This is a genomic window from Neobacillus jeddahensis (assembly GCF_000612625.1).
GTDB classification, from domain to species: Bacteria; Bacillota; Bacilli; order Bacillales; family Cytobacillaceae; genus Neobacillus; species Neobacillus jeddahensis.
Genome location: NZ_CCAS010000067.1, coordinates 17,222 through 33,982 on the forward strand (window position 1 = coordinate 17,222; position 16,761 = coordinate 33,982).

A 16,761-nucleotide genomic window follows, 5' to 3' on the forward strand; every position below is an offset into this window, starting at 1 on the left:
ATCTACCTCCTTTTACAAACCTAACATCTTCATTTTTTCCCAAGCTGATAGATTATTGTTTTCAGCGACAGATACTTGTTGACTAAACAAACGACCCATTGCAGCATTTTTTGCTTTCATCGCTTCCATGTTTTGAACAATTGGATTATTACGGTATTTTTCGATATTAGTCTGTGCTTGACTTGTTTTAGCCGCTTGAAACGAATTGGTAGCTGTTTTGGCTGAGGATGAAGCCGTCGTTTTTCTCGCACTGCTGCTACTTCCACCACCACCTCCTCCGCCGCTACTAGCCTTTTTTAACTGTTCTAGTTGTAGTTGATAATTACGCCAATCCAGGTATCGTTGGTAAATCTCTTGTTGGGATTGAGCATATGCATCGGCTAACTTACTCGAGCGTTCCGCTTCGATGGCATTGATAATCGCTTGTTCACGGGACGGGTCATTTTCATTCGCAATTTGTCGGTCAATATCACGGTAAGCTGTTTGTTCGTTGTTATTAATATCCCGAAACGCATCTTGACGAGAGGATGCTAAACGGGCTTGTGTGGTTAAATTTTCTCCACTGCCATTAATACCATTAGCAGCCATAATTTCGCGTAATCTTGATGCCTCTTGCGCTTTAACTACATCAGCTTGGTTGCGTTGTTGCTGATATTGTGGAGCTAATTCTTTTTTTTGCTGATTGTAGCCTGCGATTGCTTTGGTTCGCGATTGATTCAATTGGTCCGATTGACTTTTTCTTTGGGCGTCATACATTTGGTTATACTTCGACGCTAACGTGTCATATGGACTCGTTTGATAGGTTTTTTTGCCGTTCGTCAAATTGTAGTATTTTCCTTGAGAATCCGCATACAGGTTATCACCAATTTGATAGTCTGCCATGTTATCCACTCCTTATAAGTTAATTAACAACATCGCTGGGATCTGAATCATTTAAGAAAATATTTACTGCTTCTTCGTCCATAAACTGTTGAAAATCTTCCAATAACCCTCTTTCGTCAATAAACAATGCATAAATCTTATTCAAGAGATTTACGAACCCCTCTGTTTCTGTATTCACTTTTCATCACCTCCCCTCAAGATTGATGACATAACTACAGTTAAGTATTAACGTTAATAACAACATCAATATTAATGTTAATGTCAGTGTTATAGATAAGGTGGAAAAAGGATATTCTCACGTGTTTTTTATCGCGTCAAAGAACTATCCTCTTTTTAGGTTTCTCTTTAACTTTTTCACCGGATTCCAATAGGATAATCTTATATCGCCAAGCTTTCACTCTTTTATTAAGTTCATCCAGTTCAATTCCCATTGACAATGCAATTTCCTTATTCGTCCTTCCATCTTCTTTCATTTTCAAGTAATCTTCGTAGGTGTACCATTTACTTCCGCCATTTTTCCCAGTTCGATATTTTTCTAGTTCTTCAGGTGGTAAATATGAAATTTTCACATCGTCCACAAGGGTAAGTCTTTTTTCGTTTGTCCTTGGCGAATATGAATTTTTTTTCTTACCTAACTTCAGTTCCTTTATCGGTTCTTCAATTACTACCTCAGTGAAATCCCGGTAATCTTCAAAAAGTTCCTTCTGTCTCAGACTGTCGATTTTACGATCTGCTTGAGCTATTTCTTCTAAATCTTTCAGTTCATTTAATGAAGTAGGCTGTCGTTGCAACTCAGGCCTTGCTTCCACAATTTCTGTTAGCAACTCACGTAATTTATTCCGAGCTTTTTCACGTTTTGCATAGCTTTCATAATCCCTTGAATGCAAGTAGCGTTTTTCATCATCAGTCAGCATTTCCAACGCCTCTTTACAAGCTTCCGCACGCAATTTCCACCACATTTCTTTCTCTTCGTGCTTTTCTCTTAATTCGACTAAACAAATAGCGCATTCCACTGGATCTACACTTTCCTTATAAATAACTCCTAAACTGTAATCAAATTGCGTTCTTGTTGGGTGAATCCTATCGTAAGCCTGCTGCAATTCTAATGAGTTTTTATTCCGCAAATACCGCAAATGCTTTTCGGCCATTACATATTGCGTTAATTCCGATTCACTTATGTAGTACATGCAGGCATCCCCTTTCGGTTATCATTCACTCACCCACTATCTGTGTATAAGTTTCAACCATTCTAGATATAATTTGATCTAATAATGGGTAGCAGGATTGTCTTGATAAGCTAGTTCTTCTGGCAATTTCACTTATGGTAAGTCCATCTAAAAACCAATCAATAGCTTCTATTTCTAGAACAGATAAATCAGTATTCTTCATCAAATTCAGTACTGTGTCACAGTTTCGAGCGAACGTCTCCATGCTGAACATTTTTCGTTCGTTAATGAAATGGTTGCTATTCTGTCTTATTTGTTCACCAAACAGTTCTATCTCTTTAATTCGCATAGCATAATTCAAAATTGTATCTTTGAGGTTCTCAAACAGTTCTTCACTTCGCTCCATACTAAAACTGATCCCCTTAATTTCATTTAAACTAAAACTTCAGTTTCAGGGGCCCAATACCCAGGAGCCCCATAAATTAATATTAATAAAAATATTAATGAGATTATTAACGTTAACATTAATATTTACATAATACGTGTTTTGTAATGAATTCTACAAAAGGGTTTTTATTACGCTTTATTACCTTTAAAGTTCATTACCAGTTGCATCTTCCTCAACCTCATTCCCGGTTGAACCTTCTGTTTCTTCATACATTTCATCAAGAATTGATCCAAAGTAAGTCTCAAAATCATCGTTCAAATCTTCGGATGTAATAAAATCTCGATAAATTGCAGCAGCCGAACCCACTACATCAAGTTCATTTTCTTTGTGAGCTAATACTTCTTGTAAATTACGGACCTGCTGAGCACTTTCTACAGCTAGTACGATGGCTTGTTGGATTAACTCCTTCGATTCCTCAAGTGTTATATCACCTGCAATGAGCTTAATAATCAATTCTTCACTTCTTGACTTAACTTGTTCAATGAGTTTAGCTGCTTCTTTTTCCTTATTCATTTACTTACTCCTCCTTTTAACCTTTCAGTAAACACCGAGCCTGATAATAAAGATGGTGGTAAATATAATTTCCGCTTGCTATCTTCGGAATAAAAACAGTTGTGAAGTCGTACCTCGCTTCAAATGTTTTAAGGCTTGCTAACAATGCTTTGGGATCATACTGCGACCGAAACTTCCCTAGAATGATGTTTTCATATCCGTTCGGATCCTCAACAACCATAGTGAAATTCAATTTTTGAGACCTAATCAACTCGTTTTCAAATCTGGTCCTATCCTTTATGCTGGCCGCAAGCTCGTCCACACTATTTTTTCGCTCAATTGCTACTGGTATGAATAAGTCCCTCGCTATCCCTAATTCAGGATTTCTAGGTATCATCGCAGCATAATCAGCCGTATCATTCTTTTTAACTTTGTATGATATCTTTTTAGATTCAAAGTATTGGAGAATATGATGGTTTTCTTGCTCCCTAGTATCAATAAGAACAGTCAGGGTAGACAGCAATTCCTTTAATTCTTTATCTGTATATTGATATAGAGCCAAAGCATTCAACTGTCGTTCACCTTCTTATCCCTTCGTTTTCCATAATTTCGATTATTTATGGTAAACTTATTTCGCGTTTTGCTTTTTGTGGAGCACTCTCTGTCTGCTAACAAGGGGTGCTTCTTTTTATAATCATCCAAAAGACATTTAGCTTGGAATATCTCATCACTTGTAGCGCATTTAAAGGCTTTAACAAGTTCGTAATCTGAAACATTCCCACCTCGTTTTCTTAAAAACTCGTATAGTCGGAAAATGGTCAATGAATCATTGTTTCTCATATCTTGTCTCCAAGTTAAGAAAGCGACCATATTCTTTGACGAATGCTAATTGCACCGTCCCAACCGCTCCATCACGCTGCTTCGAGATAATACATTCAACAATATTTTTGTTCTCACTTTGCTTGTCGTAGTAATCATCTCGATAAAGAAAAGCTATAACATCAGCATCCTGCTCAATCGATCCTGATTCCCTAATATCACTCATACCAGGCCTTTTATCTTGCCTCTGTTCTACCGCCCGGTTTAGCTGACTTAAAGCAACAATTGTCAAATTTAAATCTAAAGCTGTTGTCTTTAATGCCCTGCTTATTTCACTTATTTCTTGAGTTCTATTCCCTCTGTGCTTCTTATCCCCGCTTATCAGCTGCAAGTAATCTATAAAACATAAAATTTCACGGTCAGGATGTTCTTTTCTTAGCTTGGTTAGGTCTTTGCGTATTGTGTGAACAGTCACCCCGCTTTTATCATTAAGCAATATGTCAGTATTGCTAAGTAATCCTGCTTCATTAAACAACCTTGACCAATTTTCAGTAGTTAAGGCAGTTGTACCAATCTTAATATTTCTAGAATTAACTTGTGCCTCTGACGACAATATTCTCTGCCCTAGCGATCTATTGATCATTTCTAAGGAATAGAACGGAACTAATGCACCATACTGGGCAGCTCTTGTCGTTAAATTCAAAGCAAAAGCTGTCTTACCCATTGAAGGTCTTGCACCAACAATCACTAAATCTCCTGGTTTAAAACCACTTAACATCCGATCCAATTCTGAGAACCCAGAAGGAATACCAACAACTTCTCCTCTTTCAATCTCCGCATTGTTTAATACATCAATCAATACCTCTTTGATATGGGTAAACCCGCTGTCTTTTGGGTTCCCTGTATTAGTTAAAACGGTTATTCCAGATGAAATAAGGTTGTCTATTTCATCTTCATCATCAATTTCATGCAATCTATCTTGCAGCCGCTGTAATGTCTTTTGATATTTCCGCTTTTTAGCGTTCTTTTTGACAATACCTTCGTAAAACTTAACATTTTGTATTGTTGGAACGGATCCAGCCAAATCACTCAAGTAAGAGACCCCTCCTACTTTTTCAATGAGCTTATGTTCTGCTAACCAAGTCGTTAAGGTTACCAGGTCAACAGGTTGATTCGCTGTAATTAAAGATTGCATAGCTTTTACAATGTAACGATGCTGCTCTTCGTAAAAGTCCGAATGGTTCAAGTCGATTTGTTCAAGCACTTCAACTGGCTCGAGGAGAACTGCACCTAGAACACTTCTTTCGGCATCTAAGTTATAAAATGATTCAATCATTCTTCTCCCCCCCGTCGTCGCTGAATTGCCGCTTAAACATTACCTTTATTTCATCATGGGATAACCTGTGTTCTTCAGGGACTTGATAACCTTCCATAATCTTTTTGGTTTCCTCAATTCCCGGTATGTTGTATTTCTCATTGACCATCAAACCAGCCACTAGGTCTTTTATTTTCGGTGGAAAATCATTGGTTTGAGCATAATCTACGAGGTTATCCAACACTTTTTCGTATTCAAAATCCTTTAAGCTCCTAAACCAAAAATCTAAAACGGTTTCTGGCTTGTTATCTCTTAGAAAATTGGGATATGCAACGTTAAGATAATTGAGTAATTGCCCAACATCTTTTTTATCCATAGCTTTAATCCTCCGCTAACGCCATAAAATCAATTTTTTCACTATTGTTCTTAGAACCTACGTTCAATTTTTTAGCAGCTTCATCGGCTGGGGTATTTCGAATAATTCCCATCGTGTAATTTTCTTTTTTTGAATGATAAATAGGATTTTCTGTATGTGTTTTTAAACCATATTCCACACATATTTGAGGATGCTTGTCCCACTCTTGATACATTTTAAGAATTACAGTGTCAGAGATTTTAGCGCTTACTCTTGTGTGCCTAATCATATCTAGGTAATCATCAATAATTTTCAATTGATTCTTAGAGTACCTAAGACGGAAATTTTCAATTTCCAAAGGTATATTGTTTTTATTTTCATTCTTAAATAATTCTTTATCATTTTTGTTTGTGTGTTTTTCTGTCTGTTTCGTGTCGTTTTCGCGTCTGTTCTCTGACGTTTTTTTGTCTTCATTACTTTGATAAAAGTCATAATTGTCAATGGTTATAACTGTTTTTTTGCTGTCGCTTCCTAGTTGTATCATTCCATCTTTTTGTAACAGGTTAAGGAACTGTGTTACTTTTGTGTTTGACCACCCCCATTTATCACACAATTTCCTTATAGAAGTGATTCTCTGGCCCCTTTTAACTTCAATCATTTCATTGCCAAGAACCGTTTTTTTGTCCTCATGATTAACCATCATTAATAAATCAAGCCAAGCTTCATATTTTGAGAATTTCCGTTTCTCTTGATAAAGCCAATGGTCTTGAATTTTTCTATGCAGTCTAATCCATCCTTGCATCTTCACCTCACCATCTTTTTAATGGACTTCTTCTGTCAATTCTTCCTTGACTTTATTAATAGCAATTAAAATTTCTTGCTTCTTCCCCTCCGATAATTCCTTTCGAAGTAGGCGATAGTATGTGTTATCAGAAACCCCCAATTTTTCAGCGATTGCCCAATTAGGAACATCTTTAGCAGCCTCTTTTATATCCTGATTTCGATTAAACAAATTTCTCACCTCCGTTTGTACCTTGAATTTAAATTTAATTACAAGGTATATTAATAGCGTTATTAGTAGTATAATTAATACAAACCAAAATGTATACCTTATAGGACAGTACTTTTATAGGGTACAATTTTATAGGAGGAGAAATTACGTGAATATCCTTTTTAATCCAAACTCTTTAACAAGTTTCTTTAAAGTCCCGCAATATGAGATCTTCTGTCTGAATGAGGAATATGAAACAAATGGAGTAATTTCAACAAAAAAGACTGAAGTGACAGACGAGGATTCCGAAATTTACGAAGAATTGTTAGGGTATGGAAATTCCTTGCTTTTAGAAGATGAAGATGGTGATGTGTATTACAAGGAAAATCTACCAAAATTTTTACGCATTAATGAAAAAGACGTAGAAAAAGTGGGGTTTAATAACGAAAATGAATTTTACAGCACCTATAATCCTCTGGAAGATGCACCAAACCTTTACACAGAACTAGCAAAAGTTGAATATTTCGATATTCCGTCCTTAAAAAAATTTGTCGACAATTTTGGATTACCTCAAGGGAATGACCTCTTTAGCACAGACATATATAAAGTTTTTAATTATGAGATGGATTTATTTGCTTTTTATAAGGCTTTATCTATTTTTAAAAAGGCATTGGGGGTATTTAGTGCACTCCGATTAAACGACGAATCTAAGATTAAAGAATATGCTGAGCAATTTGAACGATATGTCGGTAAAGAATTTAACCGAGGACTTAATGAATCGACAGAAAAGATTTTAGCCTTTAAAAAGGACGAAATAGAAAAGGAATTAGAAAACGAAGTAGACATTCGGAAACGCCTTGCGCATCATCACAACCACTTTAGGGCCGTGAAAGACAATATCAAAAACCTCCCACAAATTGTAACAAGGTGGTATGAAATAGGCTTCGATCCACCAGAAGTTAGATCAAGACATTATCTTGTCGAGCTCTTGAATAATTGGGAAAAAGGGAATTCCACATACGCAATCATTGATGGTCAAATACAACCTGGAATGACCTTCGCTGACCTTTTCGAAGTCGCTTATTTTCAACTTAGTAGAGCCGTAATAGGAAACATCAAAATGGAAAGATGCGAACACTGTGGAGCGTTATTTGAAGTAACACACGAATCAAGGCGTTTTTGTCCGCCACTGCCAAGGAATAAGATAAGTACCTGTCAAAATTCATATAATCAAAAAATTAAAAGAAAAAGAAAAAAAACCAAAGAATTAGTGGCAAACGGTCTCTCCATAGAAGAAATAGCTAAAAAATTGAAAATTGATATAAAAGAAGCACAAGCTTATCTAAATGATTAAAAACGTAGTTACCACACCAATTAACAAAGTAACTACAAGGGAGAGGAAATATGTATTGTGTCATTCAAAAAGTTACCAATAAAAAGCCTAATCCATATGGGCACTACAAAGAATTGATGGTTGATTGGACTACAATCACCTATCAAGGGAAAACAGAAACAAAATATTCTTATCGTTACAGCAATGAAAGGTTTGAACGGCCCGTTAAAGATGCTTATAAAATCAGCATTCATAAAAGCTACCGAGAAAATGGGAAAGTTAAAAAGAAACAGTGGGTTATTTGTACAATGGGTTACTATGATATTGCTAAAAGTACTTCGTGGGCCGGTGATTACCTTCTAAAAAAAGAATTAAATGCTAAGCTGAAGGAAATGGGGATCCCTGAAGCAAAGCTTTGGGATATGGTATATCAGAAATTAGACCCAATTATCGAACAGGTAAATAAGGAATTCGAAGCAACAGACGAATATAAAACAAAGGCAAAGCACGATGAAATTCTTAAACAATATCATACTGCTAAAAGTAAATTCGATGAAATGTATGGATCCGACGCTTACGATCACTGTTATGACCTATACGGCACTTTAAGGAATCCGGAATACCTGGAACAATTAATAAGACAAAAGAGAGAAGAGCAAGAGTATTTCAAGCGTAGTTACGAAAACAATTACAAAAGTAACTACAGTAACTATGATTTTGGTGGTTACTCTACTACAAAACAAAGTAACTACACTAACGAAGAAAAAGGGATGCTTAAAAAGATTTACCGGGAGGCATCTAAGAAATTTCATCCGGACGTTACAAATGATGATGGTTCAATGATGAAGTTCCTTACCAGGCTGAAAGAAGAATGGGGAATATAAAAAAAAGCATGGTACTATCACTCCCTGGTTAAGGAGAGCGATGGTACTATGCTTTTCTCATTGCAGTTATGTAATCATTAATGCCTAATTACTTACCTTTTGTTTCAAGTTTCCGGTACTATTTCTTAATATGACACTTATCTGGACAAGTGTATTCCGTTCTTTCATTAGTTCGTTCAAATGGTGGATAATCACATTCTTCTTCTAACAAATACTTAATAATAAATCCTTTCTTACACGAGCAAGGTACTTCAGATATAACTCTTTCTTTTCCATGCCACCCATGTCCCATTAAATCACCTCCAGTTTAATACATAATTCGACAAAAAAAGGATATTCCCTCGCAAAGTGATAAATAATATTTACCCCTAGAATAATTGGCCCTTTTCAATTTCAAAAACTCGATACATAACGATTCTTATGTTGTGTATTCTTAATTCAAGTTGATTTAATCGTATTCAGGATATAGAAATATTCTAAGCAACCCTCCCAGTTTACATAATATCGGTGCTTTTGCTTGTTTTTGAGTAAAATAGGTCCGTTAAGTCCCCCAGACAAAGATATTGCAAAAATACAACTCCTCACTAAGGGGTGAAAAAAATTTCGGTCCTTATGACTTAGATTAATTGAATTAATAATTTGTTAAGGTTAATAGGCTAAGATACAAACATGAAAGTAAGACTTTTTCATAACCCCCTTTTGATATATTTTTGAAGCCCTTAAGAATAAATACTCTTGAGGGTTATTTTTTTCTGCAAATATAATAAGACCTTCCTGCATGTGTCGTGTGAAAAAACTCCTTTTATGGACTCCAGTAATTCCAGAAATGGAAAAAAGTCTCCTGAAATTTTAGGAGACCAACCTAGTTTGTCAACCCCGATAACAATGACTGATCTGGTGAGTTTGAACCACTGGGCTTTGAAGTCCTAACAATTCGGGTCGATGACCTCGTGGCCCGCTAGGTCATCTTCGTGGAGAAACCTAGTTAAAGGCTAATCAGTTAGAACGATTAGTATATGGTATCTAAGTGGCTCAAACCCACTTAGACGGCAATAAAAAAACATCCAAAATGGATGCCCTATGCCTCTAACTTAATTTGTCTTCTCAAAATATGGAATCCCTTAGTTGATTTCCCATTACACTTACGAATGGCTTTCCTCAATGCTTTTTCGAATCCACACTCTTCACTATGACCAATAAATTCCTCATAAGGATGCTCAGCGTTCTCACAAGTCACAGTTGCTTCGAAGACATCCACATATACTTCGTTTATCTTTACGCTAATTGCTTTATCATGAGCATTTTTAAACCAATACGTTTTGCCTTCCACAAACATAATATCCTCTCCTCTGCCGATTGAATTCGACATACAGAGGAAAAAGCCTTGTGACAATATCTTGTCAGCCAGTCAATGATGTCATGGACCTCGCGAAATGCTACCCTCCCCTTTTTTATCGTGAAAAAAACTCGTATATACGTGTGAATGTCAACAAATGTCAACATATCTCCTTTTTATGGACTCCATTTATTCCAACAATTCCTTTTTTAAGGCCTCGCAAATCTCGCAATACTTCTGCCACAGCCGGGAGAAACATTCCCATCTTGTTGGGAAATTCACCATTAGCACCAATTATTAAGGTGATGTGATAAAAATGCCCGTTCCCTTTCATCCTGTATGCTTTCCAATTGATTGCGAAGCTTAATAAAGGTTTTATAATGCATATTTTTAGGTTTGAAATAAGGGAGAGCATACGGATCTACACCTTTCCCATCCAAACCTAACTTTCTCTGCAAACGCCTAATTTTCAAGTACAAGTAATCTAATGGATCTCCTGATTCCTGGCAAGATGAATAAGTCAGCTGGTGACAGTCACGGCAGCGAAAATACTTTCCAACAAGGTAAAGACGTGCAGTTTTCTTATCGCATTCCGGACAGCAAAACCAAAGTCTTTCCCCGAACCCAACCTTAGTGGATTCAATGCCCACATTTTCTTTAATTGGTTCCTCGTCAGCATAATAAAAAAGAACAATATGATCGACATTTGTTTTTATTCCAATGGATTTTTCTCCGTTATTCCATGACATCCTTAAAGTTCGGCCGTTTAAATTCCCTTTGAAGCCTTTAATTTCCAAACAAAATGTCTCTTCTACCGTCCGTTTTCTTACCTTTGAACCCAATAGTCCGTAAGCTCCGCTTCCATAACCGCCCATAAATATCACCTCTACATCATAGAATAGTATTCCTAAATCTAAAGGGAAATTAGTGTTTTATTCTGCTAAAATACTAGGTTTTACTAGGTCCCGACCTCTGCAACCCCTTGCATCCTTTTAGTTGCTATTAAGCCTTCCTATACGCGCGCGATAAAGTTAAGTTTTGCTAAGTTTTGTAGCATTTCTATATAGAGCTTTCACGCCAACATTTTCCATCATTTGTAGCATTTGAAACCACTCTTTTTTAGGGCTGCCGAAACTGCCGATTGTAGCAGTTCAAATAATTCCTTTTTAGGATGTCGGAAATGTGGTCTTTGTAGCATTTGGATAAGTCTTTTTATGGACTGCAATTGCTGCAATTTGTAGTATTTACCTATTCATTACTTCCTGCTATAAAGATTTCCTAAGTTCCATAACACTCATACTATGCTTTTCTTTTACCCACGCTCTATAACGTCTGTTATGCCATTCATGAGCTGCAGCGTATCTCCTTACGGTTTGATAAGGGATAAAAAAACGATCACCGATATCTTTTAAAGAAATTCTACTTTCAAACCCCACCTCCATAAAATAACTTTCAACCTTATCCCAATCGTATTTTTTATTCATGCTACCCGCTCCTAAATTAGTAATGTTGTCTTTCAAAGCAAAATTATTCATACGATTAATCTTAGGACTTCTTAGGGTAAAACTGTAGTTTTCTGTAGTACGTTATACGCGCGAGAACCTTAACATTTCTTAACATTTTGCACTAAGAAAGGGTACTACATTAGTTGTCACATCCCTGCAATGATAAAGGATGCAATGGTTCGCTTAATTCATTTAACCTTGGTATACCTTAGTATTATTTAGTTTTATAAATCATATATATTAACGTTAACATTAACATAAAAATTAACAAAATATTAACAATATCATTAACGTTATGTTCAACCTTTGTTGCCGCTTCTGACAATAAAAAAAACGGTAACTCTTTTTATTAAAAAAAAGAAATTACCGCTTCCCATACTAAGTCCAATCTAAATCTTCTTCATCTTTATCCAAAAGTTCTGAGTATCCAGTTTGTTCATGGATCTTTGCCTTTAATACCCATTCTAAGAATTGATGAACAGCTTCAATATTTCGGGTATTGTCATTGTCGAATGCCGGGGATTCAGTCTTTAACATCGCCCCTATTGTATCCAACAAAACAAGATAGGCTTTTTGACTCGCTTCTGGATCATCTTCTTCAACAGATTTAAAATTAAGCATTTCAATAAGACCTTTAATAGCATTAATCTGAAGACCAAGAGACCCAAATTGTTCAGTAGGTCCCTCCACAGTTACTACCGTATCGCCTAAATTGGCAACCATTTTACCCTTTGTATTAGCCATGTCACTATTTCCACCTTTTACTTCTATTCTTTGCCCGCTTAAACTATTCTCCGGATCAAAAAACGATACCTCTTCAACCTCAAGAACTGTTAACTTTAAATCTGGATGAGACTTCTTTATGTAATTCACTTCTTTTAATGCTTGTTTTTCTGTAGTAAATGTAAGCACCCTAGCCGTTCTATCTCTGTAATAATCAAGCATCCAATGTTCATCATTCACGTTTATCGCAAACAAATGGTCACAGCTCCTTTAAATGCTCAAATAATGCAATCAAAATAACTAACAAGAAAAAACCTAAAATAGTATAAAAATACATAAAAGAGAAAGCATCTCCCGCCCTATCGGTTGGCCGCCTCCCGCTGTGGGCTATGTCCCCGAAAAACAAAAGAAAATGAATCCCTAAAAGTTATCCACATACCCACAGGAAGCAAGCAGGGATTACATCCCCTATAATATAAGCGTACACACAATGTTACACTTTTATATTTGCTCCAATAAACGATACAAGTGCACTCTTGAAACACCTAAAAGTCTAGCTAAATCTGTTTTCTTCGCCTTTGGATTGTCCTTTAATAACAGCTTCAATTCCGATAATTTGTGTTCTGTCTTTGCTTTGTGTTGCTTTATATAGTCCTCTCGCTTCTGTACGCCTTCACTACGACGTTTTTCGCGATTAGCAATAGTCTTACGCCTTCTTTTCTCAGAACCGTCTATAATCGTCTGTAAATGCCTCTGTTCTTCTTCAGTAATATCAAGCCAATCTATAAGCTTAGTATTTTTGATATTGTAGCCGGCACCAGGATAACCACGTTTAATTGCTTCTTCATTGGCTTGTTTGTCGCTTCTTGCCTCCCAAGCTTTTTGGGCTGATTTAGTCGCCTTCTCAACTTCCCTTTTTCTCAAAGGATTCTTAAATTGACTGTTCAATTCAAGCGTGCTGCCAAGAGCCTCATCTGGATCATCAAGCAAGCAACAAAGCCAATAACGATATAAAAAACAAATTAGTTCTCGGTGACCATAAACGTCGTATTCACGAAGTTCCACTATCTTGGCCAAATCTAGGATTCTAGCATGATGCAAAGAACGAACTGCATGAACTCGAACAATCTTTGCCTTACGTCCCTTAGTTTTAGTCTTTATTTTCGTCTCTTCAAGTTCCGGCAAGTAATCGCGTTGCAGCTGTCTTAACTCATAACGGTAATCATGTCGATATTGAGCGTGAACGTCTACGCCATTCTTTGAATTTATTGACCCGGCTATTCGGAAAACACGAGCTGCATCTGAAGCCTTCGAATCTCCACCTAATTCTTTTAACTGTTTAAGAAAGTAATCCTGCACAGCCTGCCAAAGAGGCAAGGCCTTATAAGGAACCGCCTCAAGTAGCCAAATCAGCACAATGCCTTGCCCGCTGAAAATAATGATATTGGGATCTGGGATAGCTTGGCCAAAAAACTCGTGTTCTAGTTTCCCTAAAACCCAAGAAGGATCATAATTGAACAGATAAAAATCAAGGTCAACGTATAACGACTTTAATTGCCGTAAATTTTGAATTTGCCGCTGGGGCTTATAAAAAGTATTCTGACTAAAATAAACGTCTTCTCCGAGCCATTCCGTGAGATTATCGGCTAATTCCTCTGGCTTATAATGGTGCTGTTGAAATTTCCCCGTCTCTGTTTTCTTTGCTACGGTAATCCAACCGTCTGAATCGTTATGATGAAACCAGGCGTGATACCGTGCTTCTTCCAGACTCGAAGCTGTGCTGGTTAAATTTTTCATAGAAAAACATCCTTTCCCCACTGGAAAAGGACTGCACACCTATGCTATATTAATAGCAACAGATTAATAAAAAAGGGTGCACAAATCCCTTGTCCAAAGAACTCCCGCCGGTCGACCAAAACTAGAGGGAGTTTTTTATTTGTCTTTATTCTATCAAATTTCGGTAAATAGTGACATATCCAATTTATTTTTGAAACACATAGTTTAATATGTTCGTTAAATAAGTATTTAGCGTGAATAACATAATTTTTTTAAATATATTTAGAAAAAACAGCCCTTTGAATTGCTGGGCTGTTCCGTGTTATTATTATGTTAGCTTGAATAATCTTATCATAAGAACCCAGTGTTACCAGCACATGATTCTTATAATTGTCCAAAAGGAACGTCAGTTACAGCTGCGCGTTCTTTTTTATTTTCAAACATTTGCTTTGCAAATTTATAACCTTCTAAATAACCTTGAATGAACTGACTTTCTCCAAATGCCACATTGTGATCACACGTAGCAGACTCAAATTCAAATAAATCCTCCTCGGTCAAATTTACATCCTTTACCTGTCGCCGGATCTGATCAAACAGAACAATTGTCTTTCCCATTGCTTCTTTACACCAACCACTTTCATAAAGTCCATTGTGATCTTCAAGCTCCCACAATCTTCTTTTAGCAACCTCCATTAATATCTTATCGGTTTCAGTAAATACTTTTTTTGTTCCTACAACAATATTTGATTCTACCCCAATCGCGACTCCTTCAGGTAGAGCACTAGTATAAACAACCTTATTGCTTTTATTTTTCATCTCACTTCCCCCATCGCACTAACATATCTAATCTCTGGTATCTCATAGTTATTACGCTCTGGAAGTAATGAGTAAACCCGCTTTAAAACTTCTTCATAATTTTCAGGTTTCCGGTTATGTGCTTCGATGAACATTTTTGTGTTTTGCCTTCTGGCGCTTTCGATCCACTTTTCCGTCGATGTTTCGCATAAAGTGAATACAGGTAATTCGGCCTCAACTTCTTTTGAATAAAGGGTTCCATTAAATTCAACATTAGTGCAGTTTTTAAATAGATCTTTAATCATTCCTCTACCTCCTACAAAATCGTTCTTTTGTAATCAATTTTAAATTACCAACATATTTAAGATAAAAAATATTCACCACTCTTTTTCATTTTTTAACTTTATAAAGTTAAAAATTACTAGTTTATGCGTAAATATTAACTTTTATACCTAACATTGTCAATAAAATATTGAAAAAAATTTCTGAAAAAAGTAAAATATAATTAGGTTAAGGTTAAATAACGAGGTGAAGATATGCCATTAGAAAACAATTTAAGGATCATTATGGCTCAAAAACGAATCGACAATATTACTGAACTTATAAGCATCACCGGACTTAGTAGAAATGCTTTGAATAAGCTTTGGCATAACAAAGAACTTGAATCCGCTAAGTTAGGAACGCTAATGGTTATTTGTGACAAACTAGACATTCCTCTTTCGAGTTTGGTTGAATACATACCAGAGGAAAAAAAATAAGCCGGCTATCTCTGTCAAAACGACGGATATCCGGCTTTTAATTAGATTTATGATTATTTTAGAGTAGCCCTTTCTCAGCAAACACACTTCTCAATGCTTCATTGACAATTCTTGATTTTGCTCCTCGGCCGCCTTTCTTACCTAATCGATCCAGCACCTGAGCTAGATCCTTTTGAAGGTAAATACCCGTTAATACTGTCTGAGATTCTGCCGTTTTTTTAGTAGTCCCTTCAAGAAGCTTGTCCAAATAATCCAGCTTCGGGGCATCTTCATTAACATTAATATTTTTGTCATTATTAATATTTTTATCATCGCTAATAAATTCCTCTACACTTGTATTGGTGCTAATGTAATTTTTGTTATTATCATTAACATTAATGTTATTCTCATTATTAATGTCATTATTAGTACTAATGCTCTCAACCGCATCTTCAGTCTTATCATCATTTTTTTGTGGAAGAAACGTATCTATAGCCGTTTTCCGTCTATTAGCTTTATTTACTTTTTTCAATTGCTTTTCAAAGTTTGACATTCCAACAATCTCCCTTTAATTTCTTTTAAAAATCCTTTATATTCTTTCATTACCTGTTTAATTTCAGGATTATCAATAAGCCCAAATGAAGAAATTCTACCAATAACAGCTGCCCTATGAATGATTGTATCGAAACAGCTTTTTGGAAATTCATTTTTAACCACATTGGAGAAATATTTGTTATCAGTTCTCCTTTTGTCCGTCATGCTCCTTAAGATTCCCAATTTATTCAAATCTGGATTTATTCTTTCTTTAACAGCATCAATTGTTCTTAAATAACTTTTTAAAGAGTTATAGCAGAATTTACTTGTTTCAAACATGATCAACACATGATCACTTGCGCATAGGGAAATTATTGATAGTTCTCCTAGAGCAGGAGGATTATCAATGACTATGTAATCATAGTTATGAGAAACCTTCTCCAAAGCATTTTTAAGTACAAAATGAAAATTCCCACCTAATCCATCTGTTTTATTGTAAAAATAGGGAGCCAGGGTATTCACATTTTCATCACCACAAATAATATCAAGGTTTTCAGTGATTTTTGTAATATAAGGTGCTGCATCTTCCTCCAGCATTACATCACATATTGTCATCCCATCAAATTCAAAAATGTCATCTGTACCTGTTAATAGTTGTGTTAAATTACCC

23 protein-coding genes are annotated in these 16,761 nt (G+C 36.0%); 3 read left to right on the forward strand and 20 right to left on the reverse strand.

What is annotated here, in order from left to right:
• Positions 1–12: 12 nt before the first annotated feature.
• The 10 genes from TY15_RS19925 to TY15_RS19970 form a co-directional block, all read right to left on the reverse strand.
• Positions 13–882, reverse strand: coding sequence for a hypothetical protein (locus tag TY15_RS19925; protein WP_042375294.1), 870 nt, complete (start codon positions 880–882; stop codon positions 13–15).
• A gap of 19 nt (positions 883–901) precedes the next feature.
• Positions 902–1,060: a hypothetical protein gene (locus TY15_RS24455; RefSeq protein ID WP_157042276.1), complete on the reverse strand. Its 159-nt coding sequence runs from the start codon at positions 1,058–1,060 to the stop codon at positions 902–904.
• Positions 1,061–1,196: 136 nt separating this feature from the next.
• Entirely contained in the window at positions 1,197–2,069 is an 873-nt protein-coding gene (locus TY15_RS19930) for a hypothetical protein (protein ID WP_042375296.1), read from the reverse strand.
• A gap of 25 nt (positions 2,070–2,094) precedes the next feature.
• Positions 2,095–2,454 (reverse strand): hypothetical protein, encoded by a 360-nt coding sequence (locus TY15_RS19935; protein WP_042375298.1) that lies wholly within the window; start codon positions 2,452–2,454, stop codon positions 2,095–2,097.
• 186 nt (positions 2,455–2,640) lie between these two features.
• A complete protein-coding gene (locus tag TY15_RS19940) occupies positions 2,641–3,009 on the reverse strand; it encodes a hypothetical protein (protein WP_042375300.1) in 369 nt (122 codons plus the stop codon).
• A gap of 16 nt (positions 3,010–3,025) precedes the next feature.
• Positions 3,026–3,559: an ERCC4 domain-containing protein gene (locus TY15_RS19945; RefSeq protein WP_042375302.1), complete on the reverse strand. Its 534-nt coding sequence runs from the start codon at positions 3,557–3,559 to the stop codon at positions 3,026–3,028.
• 255 nt (positions 3,560–3,814) lie between these two features.
• Positions 3,815–5,143, reverse strand: a complete 1,329-nt coding sequence (dnaB, locus tag TY15_RS19955; protein WP_042375306.1) for a replicative DNA helicase — start codon at positions 5,141–5,143, stop codon at positions 3,815–3,817.
• Positions 5,136–5,498 carry a replicative helicase loader/inhibitor gene (locus TY15_RS19960; RefSeq protein WP_042375307.1) on the reverse strand — a complete coding sequence of 121 codons (363 nt, stop codon included), beginning with the start codon at positions 5,496–5,498 and terminating at the stop codon, positions 5,136–5,138. Before TY15_RS19960 ends, dnaB begins: the two co-directional genes overlap by 8 nt.
• Before the next feature lie 4 nt (positions 5,499–5,502).
• The gene (locus TY15_RS23330; protein WP_052353848.1) at positions 5,503–6,279 is read right to left on the reverse strand and encodes a hypothetical protein; all 777 of its coding nucleotides are present in this window, start codon (positions 6,277–6,279) and stop codon (positions 5,503–5,505) included.
• A gap of 18 nt (positions 6,280–6,297) precedes the next feature.
• A complete protein-coding gene (locus TY15_RS19970) occupies positions 6,298–6,489 on the reverse strand; it encodes a helix-turn-helix domain-containing protein (protein WP_042375308.1) in 192 nt (63 codons plus the stop codon).
• Positions 6,490–6,637: 148 nt separating this feature from the next.
• On the opposite strand from TY15_RS19970, the gene TY15_RS19975 reads away from it, so the two are divergent.
• Both TY15_RS19975 and TY15_RS19980 read left to right on the forward strand, forming a co-directional pair.
• Positions 6,638–7,822: a hypothetical protein gene (locus TY15_RS19975; RefSeq protein ID WP_042375310.1), complete on the forward strand. Its 1,185-nt coding sequence runs from the start codon at positions 6,638–6,640 to the stop codon at positions 7,820–7,822.
• 50 nt (positions 7,823–7,872) lie between these two features.
• Positions 7,873–8,685, forward strand: a complete 813-nt coding sequence (locus tag TY15_RS19980) for a hypothetical protein (RefSeq protein ID WP_042375311.1) — start codon at positions 7,873–7,875, stop codon at positions 8,683–8,685.
• Positions 8,686–8,803: 118 nt separating this feature from the next.
• Here the strand turns inward: TY15_RS19980 and TY15_RS24460 are convergent, their stop codons facing one another.
• The 8 genes from TY15_RS24460 to TY15_RS20015 form a co-directional block, all read right to left on the reverse strand.
• The gene (locus TY15_RS24460; protein WP_157042277.1) at positions 8,804–8,977 is read right to left on the reverse strand and encodes a hypothetical protein; all 174 of its coding nucleotides are present in this window, start codon (positions 8,975–8,977) and stop codon (positions 8,804–8,806) included.
• Between the two features lie 786 nt (positions 8,978–9,763).
• Positions 9,764–10,021 (reverse strand): hypothetical protein, encoded by a 258-nt coding sequence (locus TY15_RS19985; RefSeq protein WP_042375313.1) that lies wholly within the window; start codon positions 10,019–10,021, stop codon positions 9,764–9,766.
• A gap of 284 nt (positions 10,022–10,305) precedes the next feature.
• On the reverse strand, positions 10,306–10,896 hold the full coding sequence (locus TY15_RS23335; protein ID WP_052353849.1) for a hypothetical protein: 591 nt from the start codon (positions 10,894–10,896) through the stop codon (positions 10,306–10,308).
• A gap of 390 nt (positions 10,897–11,286) precedes the next feature.
• On the reverse strand, positions 11,287–11,505 hold the full coding sequence (locus TY15_RS19995; RefSeq protein ID WP_042375315.1) for a hypothetical protein: 219 nt from the start codon (positions 11,503–11,505) through the stop codon (positions 11,287–11,289).
• 399 nt (positions 11,506–11,904) lie between these two features.
• Positions 11,905–12,504: a hypothetical protein gene (locus TY15_RS25025; protein ID WP_042375317.1), complete on the reverse strand. Its 600-nt coding sequence runs from the start codon at positions 12,502–12,504 to the stop codon at positions 11,905–11,907.
• A gap of 246 nt (positions 12,505–12,750) precedes the next feature.
• A complete protein-coding gene (locus tag TY15_RS20005; RefSeq protein WP_244440969.1) occupies positions 12,751–14,067 on the reverse strand; it encodes a replication protein in 1,317 nt (438 codons plus the stop codon).
• Between the two features lie 342 nt (positions 14,068–14,409).
• Positions 14,410–14,841: a hypothetical protein gene (locus TY15_RS20010; protein WP_042375321.1), complete on the reverse strand. Its 432-nt coding sequence runs from the start codon at positions 14,839–14,841 to the stop codon at positions 14,410–14,412.
• On the reverse strand, positions 14,838–15,125 hold the full coding sequence (locus TY15_RS20015; protein WP_042375322.1) for a hypothetical protein: 288 nt from the start codon (positions 15,123–15,125) through the stop codon (positions 14,838–14,840). Before TY15_RS20015 ends, TY15_RS20010 begins: the two co-directional genes overlap by 4 nt.
• A 231-nt stretch (positions 15,126–15,356) precedes the next feature.
• Here TY15_RS20015 and TY15_RS20020 point away from each other — a divergent pair, with 231 nt between their 5' ends.
• Entirely contained in the window at positions 15,357–15,578 is a 222-nt protein-coding gene (locus TY15_RS20020) for a helix-turn-helix domain-containing protein (RefSeq protein WP_042375323.1), read from the forward strand.
• Between the two features lie 58 nt (positions 15,579–15,636).
• Here the strand turns inward: TY15_RS20020 and TY15_RS20025 are convergent, their stop codons facing one another.
• Together TY15_RS20025 and TY15_RS20030 are read right to left on the reverse strand one after the other, a co-directional pair.
• On the reverse strand, positions 15,637–16,110 hold the full coding sequence (locus TY15_RS20025) for a hypothetical protein (RefSeq protein ID WP_244440970.1): 474 nt from the start codon (positions 16,108–16,110) through the stop codon (positions 15,637–15,639).
• Positions 16,086–16,761: ParA family protein (locus TY15_RS20030; protein WP_042375324.1), on the reverse strand; the 676-nt coding region annotated here is incomplete at its 5' end. The genes TY15_RS20025 and TY15_RS20030, both read right to left, overlap by 25 nt.

Excerpts from the sequence above, each read along its gene's own strand:
- TY15_RS19935 (WP_042375298.1), bottom strand. The coding sequence starts at position 2,454 with ATGGAGCGAAGTGAAGAACTGTTTGAGAACCTCAAAGATACAATTTTG.
- TY15_RS19995 (WP_042375315.1), bottom strand. The coding sequence starts at position 11,505 with ATGAATAAAAAATACGATTGGGATAAGGTTGAAAGTTATTTTATGGAG.
- TY15_RS20025 (WP_244440970.1), bottom strand. The coding sequence starts at position 16,110 with ATGTCAAACTTTGAAAAGCAATTGAAAAAAGTAAATAAAGCTAATAGA.
- TY15_RS19940 (WP_042375300.1), bottom strand. The coding sequence starts at position 3,009 with ATGAATAAGGAAAAAGAAGCAGCTAAACTCATTGAACAAGTTAAGTCA.
- TY15_RS23330 (WP_052353848.1), bottom strand. The coding sequence starts at position 6,279 with ATGCAAGGATGGATTAGACTGCATAGAAAAATTCAAGACCATTGGCTT.
- TY15_RS19960 (WP_042375307.1), bottom strand. The coding sequence starts at position 5,498 with ATGGATAAAAAAGATGTTGGGCAATTACTCAATTATCTTAACGTTGCA.
- TY15_RS20010 (WP_042375321.1), bottom strand. The coding sequence starts at position 14,841 with ATGAAAAATAAAAGCAATAAGGTTGTTTATACTAGTGCTCTACCTGAA.
- TY15_RS20015 (WP_042375322.1), bottom strand. The coding sequence starts at position 15,125 with ATGATTAAAGATCTATTTAAAAACTGCACTAATGTTGAATTTAATGGA.
- TY15_RS19930 (WP_042375296.1), bottom strand. The coding sequence starts at position 2,069 with ATGTACTACATAAGTGAATCGGAATTAACGCAATATGTAATGGCCGAA.
- TY15_RS19985 (WP_042375313.1), bottom strand. The coding sequence starts at position 10,021 with ATGTTTGTGGAAGGCAAAACGTATTGGTTTAAAAATGCTCATGATAAA.
- TY15_RS19925 (WP_042375294.1), bottom strand. The coding sequence starts at position 882 with ATGGCAGACTATCAAATTGGTGATAACCTGTATGCGGATTCTCAAGGA.
- dnaB (WP_042375306.1), bottom strand. The coding sequence starts at position 5,143 with ATGATTGAATCATTTTATAACTTAGATGCCGAAAGAAGTGTTCTAGGT.
- TY15_RS20020 (WP_042375323.1), top strand. The coding sequence starts at position 15,357 with ATGCCATTAGAAAACAATTTAAGGATCATTATGGCTCAAAAACGAATC.
- TY15_RS19980 (WP_042375311.1), top strand. The coding sequence starts at position 7,873 with ATGTATTGTGTCATTCAAAAAGTTACCAATAAAAAGCCTAATCCATAT.
- TY15_RS23335 (WP_052353849.1), bottom strand. The coding sequence starts at position 10,896 with ATGGGCGGTTATGGAAGCGGAGCTTACGGACTATTGGGTTCAAAGGTA.
- TY15_RS24460 (WP_157042277.1), bottom strand. The coding sequence starts at position 8,977 with ATGGGACATGGGTGGCATGGAAAAGAAAGAGTTATATCTGAAGTACCT.